The organism is Sphingorhabdus sp. M41, assembly GCF_001586275.1.
In the GTDB taxonomy this organism is placed as follows: Bacteria; Pseudomonadota; Alphaproteobacteria; order Sphingomonadales; family Sphingomonadaceae; genus Parasphingorhabdus.
In genome coordinates, this window is sequence record NZ_CP014545.1 from 752,286 (window position 1) to 773,661 (window position 21,376).

Genomic DNA, 21,376 nt, shown 5'->3' on the forward strand with positions numbered 1-21,376 from the left:
ACAGCATACTGCAAATTAGAAATATAATTTGGTGACATGGCCCATTTTACGACCGGGCCGGCTCTCGCCCTTGCCATAGAGATGGAGGTGGTTGGCATCATCGCTCAACAGCTCCTGCCAGCTGCCCGCCTGCGCCCCGATCAGATTGTGCATTTCGACCTTTTTTGCGGCGAGACCCGTGTCACCCAGCGGCAATCCGCAAATCGCCCTGATATGATTTTCAAACTGGCTGGTGACCGCACCTTCGATTGTCCAGTGGCCGCTATTGTGCACGCGAGGCGCCATCTCGTTGAACACCGGTCCGCTCTTTGTGGCAAAAAATTCGCAGGTCAGCACACCGACATAATTCATCGCTTCCGCCATTTTGGCGGCGAGTGCGCGGGCGTCGTCCTGCTGCTCCAATATTTCCATCGGAGCGGGCGCGGTCGAGACCGACAAGATCCCGTCGACATGGACATTATGCGGCGTGTCCCAGAAACGGATTTCGCCATCCTGGCCGCGCACCAATATCACCGAAAATTCATGATCGAAGGTGACAAAGCCCTCGGCAACGCAAGGTTGATGCGCCACCGCTTCCCAATGCTGGTCAAGATCGTCGCCCGGACGAATTCGCGACTGGCCCTTGCCGTCATAGCCCATGCGGATGGTCTTGAGGATCGCCGGTGCGCCGATCTCGGCAATCGCCTTGTCCAGACCGTTCCGGTCGGTCACTTCGGCAAAAGGGGCGGTAGTGCCGCCATGATCGCAAGCGAAATTCTTCTCGGCGACCCGGTTTTGCGCAATGTCGAGCGCTGCTATCGGCGGGTGCAGCGGCGCGCAGGCTTCGATCTGATGCAGCGGATCGACCGGCACATTCTCAAATTCGAAGCTGACCACGTCGCAGCTCTCGGCGAAGCGGGTCAGCGAGGCGATATCATCATCCTCCGCGCAGGTGAATTCCGCCGAAACTTCGGCCGCCACGCTATCCGTGTCCGGAGCATAGATATGACAGCGATACCCCAGCTGCGCTGCCGCCACGCTCAGCATCCGGCCGAGCTGGCCGCCGCCCAATATACCAATGGTTGATCCGGGAGGGAGTGGGTTCATACGGGCTGTTACTCGGGCTTGTCGGCGACGGCTTCGGTCTGCGCCGCGCGCCAGGCGTCAAGCCGTTCGGCCAGCGCAGGATCATTATTGGCCAGAATCGCTGCTGCTAGCAGCGCCGCATTTTTTGCACCCGCATCGCCAATCGCCAAAGTCCCGACGGGGATGCCCGCGGGCATTTGTGCGATCGACAGCAAGCTGTCCATGCCGCTCAACGCCTTGGACTGGATCGGCACGCCAAGCACGGGCAGGCGGGTCATCGAGGCGACCATGCCGGGCAGATGGGCAGCGCCGCCGGCGCCGGCAATGATTACCTGCAATCCGCGTTCGGCAGCTGATGTCGCATAGTCATAGAGCCGGCCCGGGGTGCGGTGTGCCGACACGATTTTTTGCTCGTGGGGCACTTGCAACTGATCCAGAATGTCGCTTGCAAGCTTCATCGTGGCCCAGTCGGACTGGCTGCCCATGATTATTCCAACCGGAGGAGGTGCTTCGACCATTTTTGCCCCTGACAAATGCTACGGAAGCAATGCGGTTTAGTCATGAAATTGCGTGGACGCAATGACACATATGGGGGTTTTTATTTTTCGTGGCGATAATTTCTCATCCAGCGGATCGCTCTGAATTCTGCCGGCGCTCGCAATAGCTATGGGGCGTGCCGACACAATAACCCTATTGTGCTTTCAAATAGGTATAAATATAAGTACTGACAGGAATAAGCATGGCAAATAAAATAGAACAGCATCGGGCAAGCCATGTTAAACATTGCGCCAACTGCTCTATATTGGAGCAGGAAATAGTTGCCCTGAGAGAGGGTCTCGCTGAAATGAAGCAGCACGCCTATAATGATGTGCTTACCGGACTTTCAAACCGTCGTTTTTTTGTTGAAAGTCTTGAAGAACGGGTTGCGCGGTGTCGGCGATATGGTGACAATTGCGCCGTGTTGTTTCTCGACGTCGACAAGCTGAAGACCATCAATGACGAGCATGGCCATGCTGCCGGAGATGCGCTGCTGGTCCGTTTGGCCGAAATGTTGAAAACCTATACCCGAACGACGGACGTGGTCGCACGAATTGGTGGTGATGAATTTGGTCTTTTGCTCGACCATTTAAATGCCGATCAGGTCGTCGACAAAATCCACTTTCTCATCGAACAGTTTGGCTTGGAAAAGCTTGTTCATGAAGGCAAGATCCTGCCCCTTGCTGCTTCGATCGGCTATTGCTTTGTCGGGCCACAGGACACAACGGAAGGTCTGATGTCGCGCGCCGATGCATCCATGTACCGCGCGAAAGGCAAGTCCGAATAGCGCCTCGGACCATTTTCCAATCAGTCTGCCGCTCGGGCAGGCCTATCGTTCCGAAAGATAATAGCGTTCAATCTCGTTCAGATCGTCGTCCAGCTCATAGACAATCGGCTGGCCGGTCGGGATTTCCAGGCCGGTAATCTCGTCATCCGGAATTTTTGAGAGATGCTTGACCAGCGCGCGCAGGCTGTTGCCATGCGCTGAAATCAGAACCTTTTTCCCATTTTGCAATTCCGGTGCGATCCGGCTTTTCCAGTAAGGCAGCACTCGCGCGATCGTGTCTTTCAGGCTTTCCGTGGATGGCACTTCAATGCCCTTGTAGCGTGGATCATTGGACATTTGATAGGGGCTGTCCGAAGCCATAGGCGGCGGTGGCGTATCGAAACTGCGCCGCCAGATATGGACCTGCTCGTCGCCATGCTTGTCGCGGGTTTCCTGCTTGTTGAGACCGGTCAGCCCGCCATAATGGCGTTCGTTGAGCCGGTAATTTTTCTCCACCGGCAGCCATAGACGGCCCATTTCCTCCAGCGCGAGATTGAGCGTCTTGATCGCCCGGGTCTGGACGCTGGTAAAGCAGACATTCGGATCAATGCCCCGTTCCTTCATCAGCTGCCCGGCAGCCTTGGCTTCTTCAATGCCCTTTTCCGTGACGTCGACATCCCACCAGCCGGTGAAACGGTTTTCGAGATTCCATTGCGACTGGCCATGGCGAAGCAGGATGAGTTGGGGCATTGATTGTCCTTAAAAATATGTTCCCCCTTCCTCTAGCGGCGATGACGAAGGTCGCCAAGAGCGATTTCAGACAGGAAATATCACGTCAGCGGGTCCGTGCGGACAGGTACGCCATTGTCGCGTGACTTTTGGCCGTTGAGCATCAACCGGCGTCTCCTTGATCCTTCTGCGCGGGCGCTCTGTGATCGACCTTTTGTTGTCGCGGTTGCTCCCAATCGGTTTCGCATCGGCGTTCGATTGTTTGCCCACGGTAAAGGTTCGGCAAGGAAATAGTCCTAAGGGGGGTGCATCCATCCCCCCTCTCTGCGCAATCAAACATAGACAACAGTGCTTCAAACTGGAGAATATAAGTGAACAAAGTCAATCCATTGATCGCGGCTGCGCTTTGCGCAACCGCCCTGACTACTCCTGCGATCGCACAGGACAATGCGCAGGAAGCAGCAACTTTCGACGACAATGTCATCGTCGTGACGGCCACGCGCCGCTCGCAGGATGTTCAGGACATTCCTCTCGCCGTAACCGCGATCAGCCCGGTCGAGCTCGATCGTCAAGGCGTCGTCAATGTTGGCCAGATCACCAATCTGTCGTCCAGCTATTCGGTATCCAATGCCCAGCTGGCTTCCGGTTCGGTGGTGCTTCGGATCCGCGGCGTCGGTACGACGTCCAACAATATCGGCTTTGAATCGGCGGTCGGCATTTTCATCGACGGCGCTTATCAGTCCCGCCCCGGGGTCGCGCTATCAGAACTTGTCGATGTCGAACGCGTCGAGGTTTTGCGCGGTCCACAGGGCACGCTATTTGGACGGAACACGTCTGCCGGTGCTCTCAATATCATCAATATCCGGCCGGACCTGAACACGTTCGGCGGTTTTGCCAATGCTACCTATGGCAATCGTGACCTGACGGGTGTGCAGGGAGCGGTGAACCTGCCGATCGTCGAGGGTGAACTGGCGCTCCGCGTAACCGGTGCCTATCGGGAACGCGACGGCTATGTGACCGTGGTCGATGGCAGCAGCAGCAAGATCGGCGATTCGAACGGCATCGACCAATATCTCGTTCGTAGTCAGCTGGGCTTTGAAACCGGCGGCGGGATCAGGGGAAGGCTGATCGCCGACTATTCGAAGAGCACTGCCGGTTGCTGTGCCGCAATCGAGGTCCTGCAATCGCCGCTCGAATCTGCTGGCCTGTTCGCGGCTGTCGGGCTGGGGCCCCGCGGCGGCATGGCCGGACCGGTCGTCGCGGTGAATCCGTTCGATACAAGCACGGCGGAAATCGCCGCCGGCAATCTGATTGCCACCGCCAGTTTTGCCCCTGAAACGCGGTTTGACCAATGGGGCGTTACCGGGGAAGTCGAAGTGCCGCTCGGCGACAGTGCCAACCTGATCTATATCGGTTCCTATCGCGAATATGATGCGACCGAGGCCTATGACAATGATTTCTCTGATCTCGATCTGTTCAACGTGACCGGTAACCGCACGGCGATAGACACCATGACCCATGAGATACGGGTTCAGGGCGATCTGTTCGGCGGTGCGCTGAACTGGCTGGTCGGCGGCTATTATTCCCGCGAGGACATTGCACAGGACCTCTCCCTGGCTCTGGGGGAAGATTATGATCAGGTTGTCGGAGCCACGCTGGCCGGTGCGACCGGTGGCGCTACGCTCAATCCGCTAAGTCCGATTTTCCTCGGCACCACGCCGTTGCAGAATATCACGGGCTTTGATCCGGCAACGATCACCAATACCAATCTTTATGCGCAAAATAGCGAAAGCTGGTCGATCTTCACGCATAATGTTCTGGAAGTGGCCGACGGGCTGAAGCTGACCCTCGGTCTTCGCTATTCGGACGAAAGCAAGGTCGGCAGCTTTGCCAGCGGAGGCACCAGTAACTCCGTCTGTCCGTCGATTGTGGGACAGCTTTCACCTGGCGGACCATTGAGCGGCCTGCCGGCTTCGCTACAGAATGCGTTATTTGCGCTCGGTTGCTTTGCCCTGACCGCTCCGGCCGATGCGCCTTTCGCGGCCGTTCTGCCAACACCACGCACATTCAGCAGCAAGTTCAGCGACAGCGAGCTGATCTACACCGGAACACTGTCTTATGCCTTCGCCGATCCGGTCAATATCTACGCCAGCTTTACCCATGGCTACAAATCGGGGGGCATCAATCTCGATTCGACCGCGACGGCCGGGGGTGCAGATCCGCGCTTCCAGTCGGAAGAGGTCGATTCCTATGAAATTGGCCTGAAAGCAAAATTCCTGGACAATGCCGTAACCTTGAATCTTGCGGCTTTCCGGGAGGAGTTTTCCAACTTCCAAATTCTCGAATATACCGGCACGCAATTTCGCCCCTTCAATGTTCCCAAGGCTGTTTCTCAGGGCGTCGAAATCGAAACGACGCTTCGGCCGAGTGATCATTTCACGGTCAACGCCGCGCTGACCTTCACCGATGCCCATTATCCGGATGATTGTGCCGGCACCCAGACCACGGTCAATGTGCTGGCTCTATGCGGCAATTCACTCACCAACGCTCCGGACTTTGTCGGCATTGCCGGCGCCACTTATAGCAATGACATCGGCGCCAGTCTGGAATATTTCCTCAACGGGCAAGTCCGGTTCGAGGGTGATCGCCGCACGTCGACCCAGGCTGTTGATCCTACTGACCTGACCGCGCTTCCGTTTGTCGTCCAGGACAGCAATATCAAGATCAATCTGCGCGCCGGCATCGGCAGCCAGGACAAAGCCTGGGGCATCGAAACCTTCGTGACCAATCTGACCAACGAAGTGACCCGCGGTGTTACATTTGCGACGATCCTGCGGTCCGGTTCGCAGTCGGTCTTCGTTCAGGATCCGCGCAGCTACGGACTGACCTTGCGCAGCAAGTTTTAGAATTGCTCTGGTTTCGACGGCTTAATATTGCCGAAAGGGGAGGCCGGCGCGTCCGGCCTCTCCATCTTCCTGCCGCCAGGCACTGCGCTGCCGATAAGCCGGAAGGCCGCGATAATCTTGTCCGGCGCGGCGCTCAACATATTCCCTGCCATTTCCAGCTTGGGCAATTTCGTGCCGGGCGCGTTCATGGCTTCGAGATGATCGTGTTAGGCCGTGATCGGTGAGCGCCATGAAGTCGAGCAGCGGCCCATCCGACCTCAGGTCCTGTCCGAGCGAGGCCGCCGCTACGGCAACTGCCAGAAATTAGCGTGTCATTTTTGCATCTCCCCCCGCACAGTCGCCGATTTGCGAGCGTTTCGAAACGAGCGATTGTCACATTTTTGCAACGATCACATCTGAATCGGCTAGTTTCAGCCACTCTCCGCTTGATTTAACGGAGCAATTAAACGACTGACGCAGCCTCAGCTGTCGCAATAACAAGCCATCCCCCTAGGAAATTTGGCGGACGTGACAGAGAATTCAACGGGAGAAGATGAATGAAGACGATCAATAAAATCCTCATGGCAGCACTTTGTAGCACCGCCATGACTGCCCCCGCTTTTGCGCAAGACGCTGCGCAGGAAGCCGAAACCTTCGACGAAAATGTAATCATCGTGACGGCAACCCGCCGTGCGGAAGATGTTCAGGACATTCCTATCGCCGTAACCGCGGTTAGCCCGGTCCAGCTCGAGCAGCAGGGCGTGGTCAACGTGCAGAATATCGGTAGCGTGTCTTCAAGCTTCTCCACATCCAACGCGCAAACCGCTTCCGGAACGGTTGTTCTTCGTATTCGCGGCGTCGGTACAACGTCCAACAACATCGGTTTTGAATCCGCTGTCGGGATTTTCGTGGACGGCGCCTATCAGTCACGTCCCGGCGTTGCGCTCGGTGAATTTGTTGACGTCGAACGGGTCGAAGTTCTCCGCGGCCCGCAGGGTACATTGTTCGGACGTAATACGTCGGCTGGTGCCTTGAACATTACCAATGTTCGGCCTGACCTCAACGATTTCGGCGGCTTCGTAAACGCGACCTATGGCAATTTTGACCATATGAGCCTCCAGGGTGCGATCAACGCTCCCCTTATCGAAGACACTCTGGCGCTTCGCGTAACCGGAGCCTATCGGAAGCGTGACGGTTATGTCGATATCATTGACCGCGCCGGCAACAGCGTAGGCGATTCCAACGATACCGATCAATATCTGCTTCGTGGTCAGCTTGGCTTTGAGAATGACAGCGGCATTCGCGGACGTTTGATTGCGGATTATTCCAAGAGCACGGCAAGTTGCTGTGCAGCGATCGAAGTTCTGCAATCTCCGGTTGAAACTTTCGGCCTGTTCGGCGCTGTAGGCCTTGGTGCCCGTGGCGGTATGTCGGCGCCTGATGTGGCAGTGAGCCCGTTTGATACGGTTTCCATGCAGCGGGCGGCGGACAATCGTATCGCAACTTCCGATATGAGAGCAGATCCATCCAATGATCAATGGGGTGTGACTGGCGAGATTGAGCTTCCGATCAGCGACAGTGTCGATCTGATCTACATTGGCTCCTATCGCGAATTCAGGGCAGAAGAATCCTACGATTCGGACTTCTCGGGACTCGACGTTTTCAACGTCCTTCCCGGTGGCGGCACCGCCATCGATACGATGACCCATGAATTGCGTCTGCAGGGTGACGCTCTCGACGGCGCGCTTAGCTGGTTGGTCGGCGGCTATTATTCGAAAGAAGATATTTCCCAGACGGTCAACTTCGGACTGGGTGCGGATTATGACCGTCTTGTCGGTGCGCTTTTGGCAGCAGGTACCGGTGGTGCTACGCTGAACCCGGCAAGCCCGATCTTCCTTGGCGCAACACCATTGCAGACTTTGACTGGCGTTGATCCATCAACGGTTCGCAACACCAATGCCTATACGCAAAGCAGCAAAAGCTGGTCGATCTTTACCCACAACACTCTGGAAGTAGTTGATGGTTTGAAATTGACAGTTGGCCTGCGCTATTCTGATGAAAGCAAAGACGGTTCGTTCAGTCAGCCAACGACCAGCAACAACCTCTGCCCAGCAACCCTGGGTCAAATCGGTGCGGGCAATGTGCCAGCGCCATTGATCAGCAACATTTTCGGTCTGGGTTGCTTTGCTTTTGTCGCGCCAGCAATCGGAACGGCTGCAAATCCATTCCCGCTGCCACGGCCATTCGCCAGCACGTTTAGTGATGAAGAGCTGATCTATACCGGTAAGGTGAGCTATGAATTTGCTTCGCCGGTCACCGTTTATGCCAGCTTCACGCACGGGTATAAATCCGGTGGCTTCAACCTCGATTCCACCGCTGCAGCCGGCGGCGCTGATCCGCGCTTTGCTTCGGAAGAAGTCGATGCCTATGAAGTTGGCCTGAAAGCCAAGTTCCTCGACAATGCGGTTACCTTGAACGTTGCTGGTTTCCATGAGGAATTCACCGACTTCCAGGTACTGGAATTCACTGGTGCGCAGTTCACGACGTTCAACGTGCCGCTTGCAAAATCGACTGGTGTTGAAATTGAAACGGTCATTCGTCCGAGCGCAAATCTCACGATTAACGGCGGTTTGACTTATACCAACGCCAGATATCCTGATAATTGTGCAGGAACGCAGACCTCGAACAATGTTGTCAGCCTGTGCGGGAATTCACTGACCAACGCCCCGAAATGGGTGAGCATCATGGGTGCGACCTATGACCGCGACCTTGGAGACAGTCTGAATTTCTTCATCAACGGTCAGCTGCGGATGGAAAGCGATCGCCGGACATCGACGCAAGCCTTTGATCCAGCCGATCTGACGACGCGGACGCCTGTTCCGTTCGATGTTCAGGATGGCAATGTCAAAATCAACATGCGGGCCGGTCTCGGTGATATCGACGGTGCATGGGGAATTGAAGCCTGGGTTACCAACCTGACCAATGAAATCACACGCGGTGTGACGTTCAATACGGTTCTGCGTTCTGGCTCACGCTCTGCCTTCATTCAGGAACCACGCATGTTTGGTGTGACCCTGCGCGGCAAATTCTAGGCGCGACGAAAAATTGGTGACATTTGGTCACCAGATGAACAGGGGCCGGTTTTCCGGCCCCTTTTTATTGCGCAGCTGAACCATTGGTGCAAAAGACTGCGGCTATGAAAAACTTTATATTCCAGACCGTTCCCGTGCTCCATTTCGGCGATGGCTGTCTCGCCGAACTGCCCGGACAGATTGCAGCCCTGGGTGCATCCCGGCCGATGATTGTCACCGACAAGGGCATCGTCAATGCCGGCCTGATTGTGCCGGTTGAAAAAACATTGTCCGAAGCCGGCTTTGACGTCGTGATATTCGATTCGGTGGTGGCCGACCCGCCAGAGGCGATTGTGCTGCAAGCGATAGAAGCGGCAAAAGCGGCAGGCGCGGATATTCTCATCGGACTTGGTGGCGGCAGCTCGCTCGATACCGCCAAGGTGGTTGCTGCTCTCGCGGTGGAGGATGCCCAGCCACTTGCGGATATTTACGGCATTGGCCTGCTGGAGCGCAAAGGTCTGCCGACCATATTGATCCCGACGACGTCCGGCACCGGATCGGAAGTAACCGCTATTTCGATCCTGACCACAGGCGAAACCACCAAGGCCGGTATCATCTCGCCGCATCTGTTTGCCGATGTCGCGCTGCTCGACCCGGCCCTGACAGTCGGACTTCCCGCCAATGTCACCGCCGCGACCGGCATTGACGCCATGGTGCACGCGATCGAATCCTACACCAGCCGCAACGGCAAGAATCCGGTCTCCGACATGCTCGCGATCGAGGCGCTTAAACTGCTCACCGCCAATATCAAAACCGCCTGTTCCGACGGGAAAAACATGCAGGCCCGCGAAGCGATGCTGCGCGGTTCCATGCTCGCCGGTCAGGCTTTTGCGAACAGTCCGGTCGGCGCGATCCACGCGCTCGCTTATCCGCTCGGAGGCATTTATCATATCCCGCACGGCCTATCCAACGCGCTGGTCATGCCTTATGTGATGCAATTCAATCTCGAAGCCGCTGCGCCGCTCTATGCGCAACTCGCCGACGCCCTCGACCTGCCACGCGGCAGTGAAAACAGCAGCGAGGCACGGGCGCAGCAATTGATCGACTATCTCGAGGCGCTCGCCGTAAAGGTCGAGGCGCCACGCAAATTGCGCGACATCGGCATTGCTCGGGAAGCCACGACCGAACTGGCCGAAGCAGCGATGCTGCAAGGCCGGTTGCTCGACAACAACCCAAGAGAAGTGACGCTGGCCGACGCGCAAAGGATATATGATGCCGCCTGGTAACGACTCCCGAGCCAAACCACCGGTCCGCAGCGACTATCGCGCCGGTTCTACGATCACCACGCGCTGGAACGACAATGATCCTTATGGCCATGTGAACAACGCCATCTATTATTTCTGGTTCGACACAGCGGTGAATCGCTATCTGATAGAGCAGGGTGCGCTCGATATCACTGGTGGCGAGACCATCGGTCTGGTGGTCAACACCAGCTGCGACTATTTCGCGCCGATCGCCTTTCCCGACGACGTCATGGCGCGCATCCGGGTAGAGCGGCTCGGCAATAGCAGCGTCACCTATGGCGTCGGCCTGTTCCGCGGGGAAGAGGACGTGGCATCAGCCGCCGGCAGCTTCACCCATGTCTACGTCGATCGCGCCACCCGCCGACCGGTTTCTCTGCCATCTCCCTTGCGTTCCGCACTGGAGTCGATAGAAGTTTAATCATACGATTAAATCTCTGGGAGAGAGACAGATGCTACGCCCTTTTGATAATGACGAGCGCCGCCAGTTCCGCGAAACCTGCCGCCGCTTTGCCGAAACCGAACTGCAGCCGTTCGCCAACGAATGGGATGAGGCAGGCGAAATTCCCTGGGAAATGCATCAGAAAGTCGGGGCGCTCGGCGTCTGGGGCTTTGGCGTCGACGAAAAATATGGCGGCCTTGGCATGGACGACATCTTCATGCGCGCTGCCTGGGGCGAGGAAGCGGCAAGAGCGCATAACGGCGGCACGCTCGCGGCGCTCGGCGGACGGTCGATCTCGATAGGTCCGATCCACAAGCTGGCTTCGCAGGATATAAAAGACCGCATCCTGAAGGATATCGTGCTCGGCAAAAAGGGCTCCAGCCTCGGCATTACCGAGCCCGGTGGTGGCTCCGATGTCGCCAATATGCAGACCACCGCCCGGCAGGATGGCAATCACTGGGTGATTAACGGCGCCAAGACCTTCATCACCGGCGGTATGACTTCCGACTATTATGTTATCGGCGCGCGGACTGGCGGCGAGGGCCTGAACGGTATTTCACTGTTTCTGGTCGACGCCGACGCCGAGGGCTTTTCGCGCACCGCGCTCGACAAGAAAATGGGCTGGTGGGCCTCGGATCAGGCCTCGCTCTATTTTGACGAAGTGCGGGTGCCGGCGGAAAATATGCTCGGCGAGGAAGGGCGCGGCTTCATCCAGATCATGCACAATTTCAACCACGAACGGCTCGGCATGGTGGCCCAGTCTCTCGGCATGATGCGGGTCTTGCTCGAATATTCGATTGACTATGCGCAGCAGCGCGAGACGTTCGGCAAGCCGATGATCAAGCATCAGGTGATCCGCCACAAGATCGCCGACATGTCGGCGCGGGTCGACCGGCTCGATGGCTGGCTCAACCAGATATGCTGGCTCGCCGATCAGGGCGAAATGCCGGTCGCGCAGATTTGCAAGGCCAAGTTCAGCGCCACCAAGGATCTCGAATTTTGCGCAAGCGAAGCGATGCAGATTCTCGGCGGCGCCGGCTATTTGCGCGGCAATCCGGTCGAGCGTTTCTACCGCGAGGTCAAGGTGATGGCGATTGGCGGCGGATCGGAAGAGATCATGCGCGATCTCGCGGTCCGGCAAATGGGTCTCTGATCCCGCTTGCCAATCCCGGCTGGTGAGGGATAAGCATAGCATCCAGAAAATCCGTTCGTGCTGAGCCTGTCGAAGCACCGCGCCCGGCAACAGCATCAGGCTGATGGAATATAATATGCCCGATCTAATATCCGCCGATAGCCAGCCAGAAAACGGTCCGATCCTGCTGCCGGCGGGTTCGGTGCTTTTCGGCCTACTCACCTTCGCGATGATGGACGTTGCGATGAAAAGCTTGTCGATAGAGATTGGCGCCTATAACGCCATTCTCTGGCGGGTACTTCTGGCGTTTGTGATTGTTTCGTTGGTCTTCTTCGCGCGGCGCCCCAAAATGCCAGGGAAGGCCGCCCGCAAGGTCCATCTGCAGCGCGGCATTATCGTGGTCTTCATGTCCTATCTGTTCTTCTGGGGTCTGGCGCGGGTGCCGCTGGCCGAGGCCATCGCGCTGTCTTTCATCGCGCCGATTATCGCGCTCTATCTGGCCGCCGTGTTCCTCGGCGAGACCATCCACCGCAACGCCATTTACGCCTCGGCTCTGGGCTTTGCCGGGGTGCTGGTGATTGCGTGGGGCAGGGCGAGCGGCGAGTTCGAGAAAGAGGCGCTGCTCGGTATCGGTGCCATACTTGTGTCGGCGTTACTCTATGCCGGCAATCTGGTGATCCAGCGGCAGCAGGCGCTGCTCGCCGGTCCGATCGAAATCAGCTTTTCCCAAAATCTTGTTGTCGGGTCCTCCTTCCTGCTGCTCGCGCCCTTTTTTGCGGTTGTTCCGGAAGTGGAATCGCTGCCCTTTATCGGGGCCGCGGCGATATTCTCGCTCATCTCCTCGCTGTTCATTGCCTGGGGCTATGCGCGGGCCGAAGCACAGAATCTGATCAATCTCGAATATAGCGCCTTCATCTGGGCGGCAATTTTCGGCTGGCTGTTTTTCCGCGAGCCGATCACACTGACCACGGTCGTGGGCGCGCTCATGATCGTCGTCGGGTGCATATTGGCCACCAAGCGAGACCGGAAACTCGCGCATATCGAATCGACCGCGGTCTGATCGCGATGGCGCTGCGGATCAGCAACCGGCAGGCGCGGTGGCTCTGGCTGCAGGCGCAGGGTCTGTCGGAAACCCCGACCGGCCCCTTGGACCTGCCGGAGATGATCCGCCGTCTCGGCTATGTCCAGCTCGACACGATCCAGAATGTCACTCGCGCGCACCATCATATCTTGTGGAGCCGCAACCAGAATTACCGCGAACCGATGCTCGACCGGCTGCTGGGCGAGGACAGGGCGGTGTTCGAACATTTCACCCATGATGCCTCGATTCTGCCGATCGAATTTTACCCGATGTGGCATCGCCAGTTCCGACGGCTCGGCGAAAAGGTCGCCGGCTATGCTTCCTTTCAAAAAGCTGTACGGGAAATCGGGGCTTACGAGATCAAGGCCCGTATCGCGGCAGAAGGGCCGCTATCGACCCAGGCCTTTGACACCAAGGTTACCGGCAAGAAACAGATGTGGGACCGCCCGCCGCACAAGCGGGTGATGGACCAGCTCTGGTATGCCGGCGAACTGGCCACCTCCCATCGCCTCAATTTCACCAAATATTATGACCTTAGCGAACGGGTGATCCCGCCCCAACATCGGGAAGCAACCCATGATGACGCAGGCCAGATCGACTGGCTGTGCCGCTATGCGCTGGACCGGCTGGCTTTCGCTTCGTTTGGTGAAATTCAGCGTTTCTGGGATGCGGCGGATGCAAGAGAAACGCGGCTCTGGGCGCAATCCGCAACGGACATTGTCGCGATCGAGGTGGAAAATCACGAGGGGCAGTGGTTCAAGGCGCTGGCACCGCCCGATATCGAAACACGATTGACCAATATACCCGCTCCCACAGCGCGGCTGCGCATTGTCAATCCGTTCGACCCGATCGTGCGCGATCGCACCCGCTTGCTGACCTTGTTCGGCTTTCATTATCGCAACGAGATGTTTGTCCCCGCGGCGCAGCGCTTGTGGGGCTATTACGTCTATCCGATATTGGAGCGCGACCGTTTTGTCGGCCGGATCGAAATTAAAGCTGACCGGTCAGCGGGAAATTTGCGGGTAACACAATTCTGGTCCGAACCGGCAACGCGCTGGTCCACGGGACGGCAACACAGGCTGGCAGCGGAACTGACGCGGCTGGCGCGGCTGATCGGGGTTAATGATGTGCTATGGGAGTGCGACTGCGCGTAGGAGCAAATTCTCGTCCTATCTGACAATCCCGCGAAAGCGCAGCTCGCCGGATGCGCCAGGCGCGATCGGTGACGGCAATATCCAGCGGATATGGGTAACATCAGAAGCAAGGGCCGGACGGGTTTCCAGCGTCGCTTCTGCCACGCTCAGCGCTGATAGTTGACCGAAAGTCTCGCCACCATCAACCGATACCAGTGCCCAGTCTTCCAGAGCCTCGGTAAAGATCACCGCTGAATGGACCGGATTGTTGACCACGAAACCAGTCACGGTATTCTGGCCAGTATTTCGATAGCTATTGGTGAACAGCAGCTTGTCACCGGGAATGACCTTGACGGTGGCCGGGTCGACCAGAGTGGTGACAGTCGCGCCGCTCTCCGACTCTTCGGTCCGTTCGACCATGATCGAGCTGTCGATCTTTACATCGGCTTGCGGGTCGGTTGCAGCGGCTTGAATAGTAGCCGTGAGAGGGGCTGCATAAGCAACCTCGGACAATGACATTCCCGTCATCAAAACGCCGGTGACCATGGCGGCTTCGAGCAAAATCATCCGTATCTTCGACATTTTCAGCATTCCTGTTGACCATTTGCTGGCCGGACTAAGCGCCCGGTCCATATGGGGTGAAATATGGTATGACATGGTTAATATGGGATTAAAATCGGTTGTGAAACTGGCAGTCCTATGCTGTTTGGATGGAATATCTCGCAAAAAGAAATGCTTGGTGGAAAAGCAATGTTATTCGTTGGCATCGCGATTCATCCACCGCTAAAGGGGTCTGTGATGGGTCGAACCGCATTTCGTCGCTGCCTGGGCATGCTGGTTGTTTCGCTGATGGGTTCGCTCATCGGCCCGGGCCATGCACAAACCTCAGATCAGTCAGTCGCCGATACGCTGGACGAGCAGGAAGTCGAAGCTCCGCTCGACCCGGACCAGCCGCTGACCGAATTTTCCGATTTCGGTGTCGAATGGCCGGATATGGACCAGCCGCTGGAACCGCTGGTCGATGATAGCGAAGACGAGAGCGGTTCGGACCTGACCGCCGCTGATGAAATCGAGAATGAGCAGATACAACCCAGCGAGGATTTTTCGGCCGATGAATTGTCGCTCAACGAGTATCGGCCTACCGACGCTCTGGCAGAAACCGCTTATCGGATCAGCTTCGAAGGATTGCCCGAAACGATCGGAGAAGTCTTTGACAGTCGTTTCCAGATATTATCGGTTCTGAAACAATATCGTGGGGAAGACGCCAATTTCGCCCAGATCCGGCGGCGGGCACAAAGCGATGCCGATCTCGTCGAGCGGCTGCTGCGGATAGAAGGCTATTATGACGCCGTCGTGCAGACACGCTTTGAAGCTGACGGCGCCGAGCGGGTGGATGTCGTCATCAACGTGCAGGCTGGCCCGCAATATGAACTGGACGCGATCGCCTTGCCCGGTCTGGAAACCGCAATTGCGCCAGATCCACAAAAGTTCCGGGACAGCTTCGGCTTGCAGTCCGGGGATATCGTCAACAGCGACCGGATCATGGATGCAATCGCCCGGCTCGACGGCGCGATGGCGGAAAACGGCTATCCGTTTGCCAAGACCGGCGAGCCTGAACTGGAAATTGATCATGCCGAGCGGCTCGGCGATCTTGAGGTTCCGGTGACGCCAGGCGGTCGCTTTAATTTCGGTTCGATTGTCCTGGCGCCGACCAAGCTGTTCGATGCCGATCATGTCCAGATGATCGCCCGCTTCGATCCCGGCGATCTCTATCAGGCTTCAGATGTCGAGGATTTGCGCCGGGCTCTGATCGCGACCGGTCTGGTCTCCACCATCTCCGTCGATCCGGTGGCGGCAGCGGATCCGGCAGCGGTGGATATCGCCGTCAGCCTGACTCCCGCACCGCTGCGCACGGTGGCCGGCGAACTGGGCTATGGCACCGGTGAGGGCGCTCGCGCCGAGGTCAGCTGGGAGCATCGGAATTTATTTCCGCCAGAAGGCTTGATCCGCGCGACCGCTGTCCTTGCCACGCAGGAACAATCGGGCAGCATCGCCTATCGCCGCAACAATTACCGGCGTCGCGACAATATATTGAACGGGCGAACGGGATTAAGCGTTGTCGATCGTCCGGCGTTCAATGCCCAGACATTCTCGGTTGCCGCCAATATCGAACGGCAGAGCAATCTGATTTACCAGAAGCGCTGGAGCTGGTCGGCTGGCATCGAACTTCTTGCATCGCGGGAAACGGATGTCACCGGCCCTACCGGAGCAACCGACCGGGAAACATATTTTATCGGCGCGTTGCCGGGCCTGGTCACTTTTGACGCCAGCGACGACCTGCTCGACCCGACCCGGGGTTTCCGGATCAGCGCCCGTGTTGCTCCCGAAGCATCGCTTCAGGATGGCAGCTTTTTCTATGTGCGCGGGCAGCTGGATGGTTCCGGCTACTTCCCGGTCTCTGATAAGATCGTGCTCGCCGGACGCACCCGTTTGGGAACGATTACCGGTGCCGGCAACAACCGGATCGCACCGTCGCGTCGTCTCTATTCCGGGGGCGGCGGCTCGGTGCGCGGCTATGGCTATCAGAGCATCGGGCCGCGCGATGCCAATAATGATCCTGTCGGCGGTCGGTCGCTGGTCGAATTCTCGCTGGAAGCGCGCGTTCGCACAGGATTTTTTGGTGGCAACCTTGGCATCGTGCCCTTTGTAGACGGGGGCAATGTCTATACCAGCAGCACCCCGGATTTCTCCGGCATGCGCTACGGCGCCGGCATCGGCATGCGCTATTATAGCGATTTCGGACCGATACGGATCGATGTCGGTACGCCGATCAATCCCCAGCCGGGTGATTCACGCATCGCCGTCTATGTTTCGCTCGGACAGGCCTTCTAGATGGCAGATAGCTCCGAAACGTCCCGCTTCAAGTTGATGAGCTGGCGTTGGCCGATGCGCAGCCTATTGGCATTGGCTGCAATGCTGGTCGTTGCATTGGTCGGCGCGGCCATGTGGCTGGACAGCGATGCCGGCCATCGCTTCATCATCAATCAGGTTGAAGCGCTGGAGCCGGACAATGGCTTGCGCATCCAAATTGCCGAGATTGACGGATCTATTTATGGCGAGGGAGAAGTGCAGGGACTTCAGCTCAGCGATCCCAAGGGCCGGTTTTTTTCCGCCGGGACAGTTGCGGTCGACTGGAACCCGCTGGCCTGGATATTCAACGAGCTCAATATTTCCGATGCGGTGATTTCAAAGGCCCGGCTCGATCGTCTGCCGGAATTGATCGACAGCGGCGAAGACCAGCCACTGCTCCCCGGCTTCGACATATATGTTGGTGCGTTTCGCGCCGACAATCTGGCGCTCGGAGAAGCGATTGCCGGAACCGAACAATTTGCCAACCTGTCCGGTTCGGCCGATATCCGTGCTGGGCGCGCGATGGTTCGTCTCGATGCGGCAACGACCAGCAGCGGTGACAAATTGCTGCTCGCCCTCAATGCGGAACCGGAACGCCAGAAACTCGATATCGATGCTGAAATAACAGCTCCGGCCGGTGGCGTTCTGGCGGGTGCTCTGGGGATGGATCGCGATCTGGCGGTCACTTTGAAAGGCGACGGCAGCTGGCAGAAATGGAATGGCGAGCTGAATGCGCTCAGCGGCGGCGAGCCACTGGCGCAAATCACTCTCGACGCGAAGGATGGATTATTTGCCTATGATGGCAAGCTGACCGCCGCTCTCATGCCCGAAGGGGTGGCGCAGAGAATGGCTTCGCCCAATCTGTCCGTCAAGGGGACCGCTAGTCTCGCCGACCGTCTCGTCGCATTGGATCTCAACGCCCGCTCCGCCGCTCTGGCCATAACCGCCAAGGGAGGAATTGATCTGGGACGCAACAGTCTCGATGCGATGCGGCTCGAGACAAGGCTGATCAATCCCTCCGCGCTTGCCGCCAATATGAAGGCACAGGATTTCGAGCTGAAGGCACTGCTGAACGGAAAATTTTCGCAGTTGCGCTATCAATATCTGCTGACCGCACCGCAACTGGCTCTGGGCAAGACGTTGCTGACAAATGTGCGCGGCGAGGGTGAAGGACAGCGCGATGCAGGCGGCTGGGACATTCCTGTCGAGCTTTCGGTCGGCACGGTGATTGGCAATGGTGAATTGCTGAAACAATTGCTCTCCGGGTTTAGCACGACCGCCTTGCTTCGTTACGAAAAGGACCTGCTCTTTGCCGAGCGCGCGCGGGTTGCGACCAACGTTGCAAAAGGCATGTTGGATCTGGAACTGCGCCCCTCGACCGGCGATTTCGCCGTCAACATCGACGCCAATGCCCCCGGTTTTGCGGTGCAGGGAGTCGGGGTCGCCGATATCATCGCCCAGATCAATCTGGGCCCCTCGGCCAACGGAGTTTCGCTCGATGGTCAGGTCAATGCCAGGCTGCGGCGGTTCGACATCGGCTTTTTGCGCGAGTTGGCGGGTGGCTTGCCGGCCTTGCAGACCGGTCTTTCACTCGGGCCGGATGGACTGTTGCGCTTCACCAATCTCAACGTATCGGCTCCCAAGATTTCGTTCCGCGGTTCGGGCAGTCAGACCGGCGCGGCAACCTTCGCGTTTCGCGGGTCGGGCAGACAGGATAGTTATGGCCGCTTTGACCTGAAGCTTGATGGCGCTCTCGATCGTCCGAAAGTCGCCTTGTTACTCGACAGCCCGCTGCCGGCAGCTGGCCTGTCGGCGGTCAGCCTGAAGCTCGATCCGGTGAAGGGCGGCTTTTCCTATGTCGCTTCCGGCGGATCCACTCTGGGACCCTTTAGCAGTAACGGGATGATCCTGACCACAGCGGGCCAGGACACAGCCGTACGCGTCGATCGTCTGTTGGTGTCCGACACGCTGGCAACCGGCACGATCACGCCAACCGCAGATGGGCTTGCCGGAACGCTCGTCGTCAGCGGCGGCGGCGTCAATGGATCGGTGCTGTTCCGCCCCGGCGACGGACGGCAGTTGATCCGCGCCAATCTCAAGGCCGAAAATGCCCGGTTTGACGGCAAGCCACCCATTTTCATCCGTACCGCCGTGCTCGATGCCGATATTGTCCTGATCGATGGCCAGTCGAATATTGACGCGACACTGCGCGCGCAGGGGATCAGCCGTGGCGAGCTGATCATTGGCCGGGTGGCTGCCAATGCGAAGCTGACCAACGGCACAGGCTCGGCAACCTTTACCGTCGCCGGGACGCGCGGCAGTACCTTCGAGTTTCAGGCAAAAGCCGATATTACGCCCGACCGCTATCGGATTACCGGAGCCGGCCAGTTTGAAGGCCGCAACCTCCGCCTGAGCAAGCCACTCGAACTGCGGCGAGTCAGCGATGGCTGGACCGCTTCGCCGACTACGATCACCTATGGCAGCGGCAGCGCCCGGATGTCCGGTCGCTGGGGCAGCGGAAGCTCCCGGCTCGATCTGGCCATGACAAAAATGCCGCTGTCGCTGATCGATATTGCCTATCCCGACCTTGGGCTGGGGGGCAGCGTCAACGGTACCGTCAAACTCACCCAGTCGGGTTCGCAGGTGCCGGTGGGCGAAGCAAAGCTGACGATCCAGGGATTGACGCGGTCGGGCTTGATCCTGACCTCCGAACCGGTTGATCTCGGCCTCAATATTGCGCTTTCCCAGCGCAACGCAGCAGCCCGCGGAGTCATCAAATCGCCTGCGGGCAAGACCATCGGCCGGTTCCAGGGGCGGGTAACCGGGCTGAGCGGCGGGAACTGGCAAAACGAGCTGATGCGCAGGCCGCTGTTCGCGCAGGCGCGGTTCAATGGCGGCGCTGAAAGCATCTGGCGTCTCACCGGTATCGAAACCTTTGACCTGACCGGACCGGTGGCGGCCAGTGCCGATATCAGCGGCAGCCTCGCCAATCCGCAGATCAGGGGACAGGTGCGGACCGCCAACGCCCGGCTCGAAAGCCCGCTTACCGGTACGGTCATTTCCAATATCAAGACTGTGGGCCAGTTTGATGGCTCGCGTCTGGTGCTGCCCAAATTGACCGGTGTGACCGCCGGTGGCGGAACGGTAAGTGGCAGCGGCAGTTTCAACTTTGCCGTCGCGCCCGGTGAAGGCATCGGTATCGTGATAGACGTCAATGCCCAGCAGGCAGCGCTGATCGCGCGGGATGATTTTGCCGCCACCGTGACCGGCCTGATCAAGATCCGCAGCTCGGCGGATGGCGGCCTGATCTCTGGCGACGTCACCCTCAACCGCAGTTTCTTCCGTTTTGGCAAGGCCAGCGCGACCGCCAGCCTGCCGGACATCAAAACCCGCGAGATCAATCGGCGAGCCGATGAACGGCCGGTGCTGGTTCGCAGTCGGCCATGGCGATTTGACTTGTCGGCCAATGTCCCCAACCGCTTGCGGGTCGAGGGGCTCGGACTGGACAGCGAATGGGCTGCCAATCTCAAGATTTCCGGGCCGGTCGACAATTTTGCGATGGTCGGCACCGCCAATCTGATCCGCGGCAATTATACCTTTGCCGGGCGGCGTTTCCGGTTGGAACGCGGACGCATTCGCTTTGTCGGCAATCAGCCGGTCAATCCGATACTGGATATCGAGGCGGAAGCCAATCTGACCGGCCTCAACGCGACGATCAATGTCACCGGCACCGGCAATCAGCCGGAAATCGCTTTCACCAGCATCCCGGCCTTGCCCGAGGACGAACTGCTGTCACGGGTATTGTTCGGCGCTTCCATTTCCGACCTGTCCGCACCCGAAGCGGTCCAGCTGGCCGCTGCCGTGGCTTCGCTCAACAGCGGCGGCGGACTCGATCCGATCAACCAGCTGCGCAAGGCGGTCGGGCTGGATCGTTTGCGTATCCTGCCCTCTGACACCGACACCGGTTCGGGCACCTCGATCGCCGCGGGCAAATATATCACCCGCCGCCTCTATGTAGAGCTGGTTACCGACGGCAAGGGCTATAGCGCCACCCAGCTGGAATTCCAGATCACTCGCTGGCTGTCGATTCTGTCGACTATCTCGACTCTCGGCCGGCAGAGCGCCAATGTGCGGGTGAGCAAGGACTATTGACCGGTATCCGTGCCGGCGCCGGATGCGGTTGCCGACATTAGCCCTTTACATGTGTTGTTCAGCCTGTTGATAAGGTGGCCGCGCTCCTGCAGCTCATGGTGGAGCATATTCTCCCATTTTCTCAGGTTGGCGATCCAATGACTGCTTTGCTCGGGCTGGTCATTCGCAGGAA

At 58.1% G+C, this 21,376-nt stretch carries 15 protein-coding genes; 11 read left to right on the plus strand and 4 right to left on the minus strand.

The genetic code is table 11. The features are described from left to right. Nucleotides 1-15: 15 nt before the first annotated feature. Complete coding sequence (locus AZE99_RS03660) at nucleotides 16-1,086, minus strand: 5-(carboxyamino)imidazole ribonucleotide synthase (protein WP_067198179.1); 1,071 nt, start codon at nucleotides 1,084-1,086, stop codon at nucleotides 16-18. A gap of 8 nt (nucleotides 1,087-1,094) precedes the next feature. Further along, a complete protein-coding gene (gene purE, locus AZE99_RS03665) occupies nucleotides 1,095-1,583 on the minus strand; it encodes a 5-(carboxyamino)imidazole ribonucleotide mutase (protein WP_067198181.1) in 489 nt (162 codons plus the stop codon). Between the two features lie 221 nt (nucleotides 1,584-1,804). Here purE and AZE99_RS03670 point away from each other — a divergent pair, with 221 nt between their 5' ends. Then, nucleotides 1,805-2,389: a GGDEF domain-containing protein gene (locus AZE99_RS03670; protein ID WP_082788225.1), complete on the plus strand. Its 585-nt coding sequence runs from the start codon at nucleotides 1,805-1,807 to the stop codon at nucleotides 2,387-2,389. Nucleotides 2,390-2,431: 42 nt separating this feature from the next. Here AZE99_RS03670 and gpmA read toward each other — a convergent pair whose 3' ends face one another. After that, complete coding sequence (gpmA, locus tag AZE99_RS03675; protein ID WP_067198184.1) at nucleotides 2,432-3,118, minus strand: 2,3-diphosphoglycerate-dependent phosphoglycerate mutase; 687 nt, start codon at nucleotides 3,116-3,118, stop codon at nucleotides 2,432-2,434. A 350-nt stretch (nucleotides 3,119-3,468) separates the two neighbouring features. On the opposite strand from gpmA, the gene AZE99_RS03680 reads away from it, so the two are divergent. The 8 genes from AZE99_RS03680 (at nucleotide 3,469) to AZE99_RS03715 (ending at nucleotide 14,163) form a co-directional block, all read left to right on the plus strand. Beyond that, complete coding sequence (locus tag AZE99_RS03680) at nucleotides 3,469-6,003, plus strand: TonB-dependent receptor (RefSeq protein WP_067198186.1); 2,535 nt, start codon at nucleotides 3,469-3,471, stop codon at nucleotides 6,001-6,003. Nucleotides 6,004-6,030: 27 nt separating this feature from the next. Then, the gene (locus AZE99_RS16245; RefSeq protein WP_197460246.1) at nucleotides 6,031-6,204 is read left to right on the plus strand and encodes a hypothetical protein; all 174 of its coding nucleotides are present in this window, start codon (nucleotides 6,031-6,033) and stop codon (nucleotides 6,202-6,204) included. 335 nt (nucleotides 6,205-6,539) lie between these two features. Then, complete coding sequence (locus tag AZE99_RS03690) at nucleotides 6,540-9,074, plus strand: TonB-dependent receptor (protein WP_067198190.1); 2,535 nt, start codon at nucleotides 6,540-6,542, stop codon at nucleotides 9,072-9,074. Between the two features lie 104 nt (nucleotides 9,075-9,178). Further along, complete coding sequence (locus AZE99_RS03695) at nucleotides 9,179-10,339, plus strand: iron-containing alcohol dehydrogenase (protein WP_067198191.1); 1,161 nt, start codon at nucleotides 9,179-9,181, stop codon at nucleotides 10,337-10,339. Next, on the plus strand, nucleotides 10,323-10,775 hold the full coding sequence (locus AZE99_RS03700; protein ID WP_156472086.1) for an acyl-CoA thioesterase: 453 nt from the start codon (nucleotides 10,323-10,325) through the stop codon (nucleotides 10,773-10,775). The genes AZE99_RS03695 and AZE99_RS03700 overlap by 17 nt, the downstream gene beginning before the upstream one ends. Before the next feature lie 31 nt (nucleotides 10,776-10,806). Continuing rightward, nucleotides 10,807-11,949 (plus strand): acyl-CoA dehydrogenase family protein, encoded by a 1,143-nt coding sequence (locus AZE99_RS03705; RefSeq protein ID WP_067198195.1) that lies wholly within the window; start codon nucleotides 10,807-10,809, stop codon nucleotides 11,947-11,949. A 115-nt stretch (nucleotides 11,950-12,064) separates the two neighbouring features. Continuing rightward, the gene (locus AZE99_RS03710) at nucleotides 12,065-12,988 is read left to right on the plus strand and encodes a DMT family transporter (RefSeq protein WP_156472088.1); all 924 of its coding nucleotides are present in this window, start codon (nucleotides 12,065-12,067) and stop codon (nucleotides 12,986-12,988) included. A gap of 5 nt (nucleotides 12,989-12,993) precedes the next feature. Continuing rightward, nucleotides 12,994-14,163, plus strand: coding sequence for a winged helix-turn-helix domain-containing protein (locus AZE99_RS03715; protein WP_067198196.1), 1,170 nt, complete (start codon nucleotides 12,994-12,996; stop codon nucleotides 14,161-14,163). Between the two features lie 15 nt (nucleotides 14,164-14,178). Here the strand turns inward: AZE99_RS03715 and AZE99_RS03720 are convergent, their stop codons facing one another. Next, a complete protein-coding gene (locus tag AZE99_RS03720; protein ID WP_156472089.1) occupies nucleotides 14,179-14,724 on the minus strand; it encodes a hypothetical protein in 546 nt (181 codons plus the stop codon). A gap of 216 nt (nucleotides 14,725-14,940) precedes the next feature. Here AZE99_RS03720 and AZE99_RS03725 point away from each other — a divergent pair, with 216 nt between their 5' ends. Beyond that, nucleotides 14,941-17,034: an autotransporter assembly complex protein TamA gene (locus AZE99_RS03725; protein ID WP_082788445.1), complete on the plus strand. Its 2,094-nt coding sequence runs from the start codon at nucleotides 14,941-14,943 to the stop codon at nucleotides 17,032-17,034. Then, complete coding sequence (locus tag AZE99_RS03730) at nucleotides 17,035-21,204, plus strand: translocation/assembly module TamB domain-containing protein (protein ID WP_067198202.1); 4,170 nt, start codon at nucleotides 17,035-17,037, stop codon at nucleotides 21,202-21,204. Nucleotides 21,205-21,376 lie beyond the last annotated feature (172 nt).

Bases quoted from the DNA above. Each gene is read 5' to 3' on its own strand.
- AZE99_RS03660 (WP_067198179.1), bottom strand. From the start codon at position 1,086: ATGAACCCACTCCCTCCCGGATCAACCATTGGTATATTGGGCGGCGGC.
- purE (WP_067198181.1), bottom strand. From the start codon at position 1,583: ATGGTCGAAGCACCTCCTCCGGTTGGAATAATCATGGGCAGCCAGTCC.
- AZE99_RS03670 (WP_082788225.1), top strand. From the start codon at position 1,805: ATGGCAAATAAAATAGAACAGCATCGGGCAAGCCATGTTAAACATTGC.
- gpmA (WP_067198184.1), bottom strand. From the start codon at position 3,118: ATGCCCCAACTCATCCTGCTTCGCCATGGCCAGTCGCAATGGAATCTC.
- AZE99_RS03690 (WP_067198190.1), top strand. From the start codon at position 6,540: ATGAAGACGATCAATAAAATCCTCATGGCAGCACTTTGTAGCACCGCC.
- AZE99_RS03695 (WP_067198191.1), top strand. From the start codon at position 9,179: ATGAAAAACTTTATATTCCAGACCGTTCCCGTGCTCCATTTCGGCGAT.
- AZE99_RS03700 (WP_156472086.1), top strand. From the start codon at position 10,323: ATGATGCCGCCTGGTAACGACTCCCGAGCCAAACCACCGGTCCGCAGC.
- AZE99_RS03705 (WP_067198195.1), top strand. From the start codon at position 10,807: ATGCTACGCCCTTTTGATAATGACGAGCGCCGCCAGTTCCGCGAAACC.
- AZE99_RS03710 (WP_156472088.1), top strand. From the start codon at position 12,065: ATGCCCGATCTAATATCCGCCGATAGCCAGCCAGAAAACGGTCCGATC.
- AZE99_RS03715 (WP_067198196.1), top strand. From the start codon at position 12,994: ATGGCGCTGCGGATCAGCAACCGGCAGGCGCGGTGGCTCTGGCTGCAG.
- AZE99_RS03720 (WP_156472089.1), bottom strand. From the start codon at position 14,724: ATGTCGAAGATACGGATGATTTTGCTCGAAGCCGCCATGGTCACCGGC.
- AZE99_RS03725 (WP_082788445.1), top strand. From the start codon at position 14,941: ATGGGTCGAACCGCATTTCGTCGCTGCCTGGGCATGCTGGTTGTTTCG.
- AZE99_RS03730 (WP_067198202.1), top strand. From the start codon at position 17,035: ATGGCAGATAGCTCCGAAACGTCCCGCTTCAAGTTGATGAGCTGGCGT.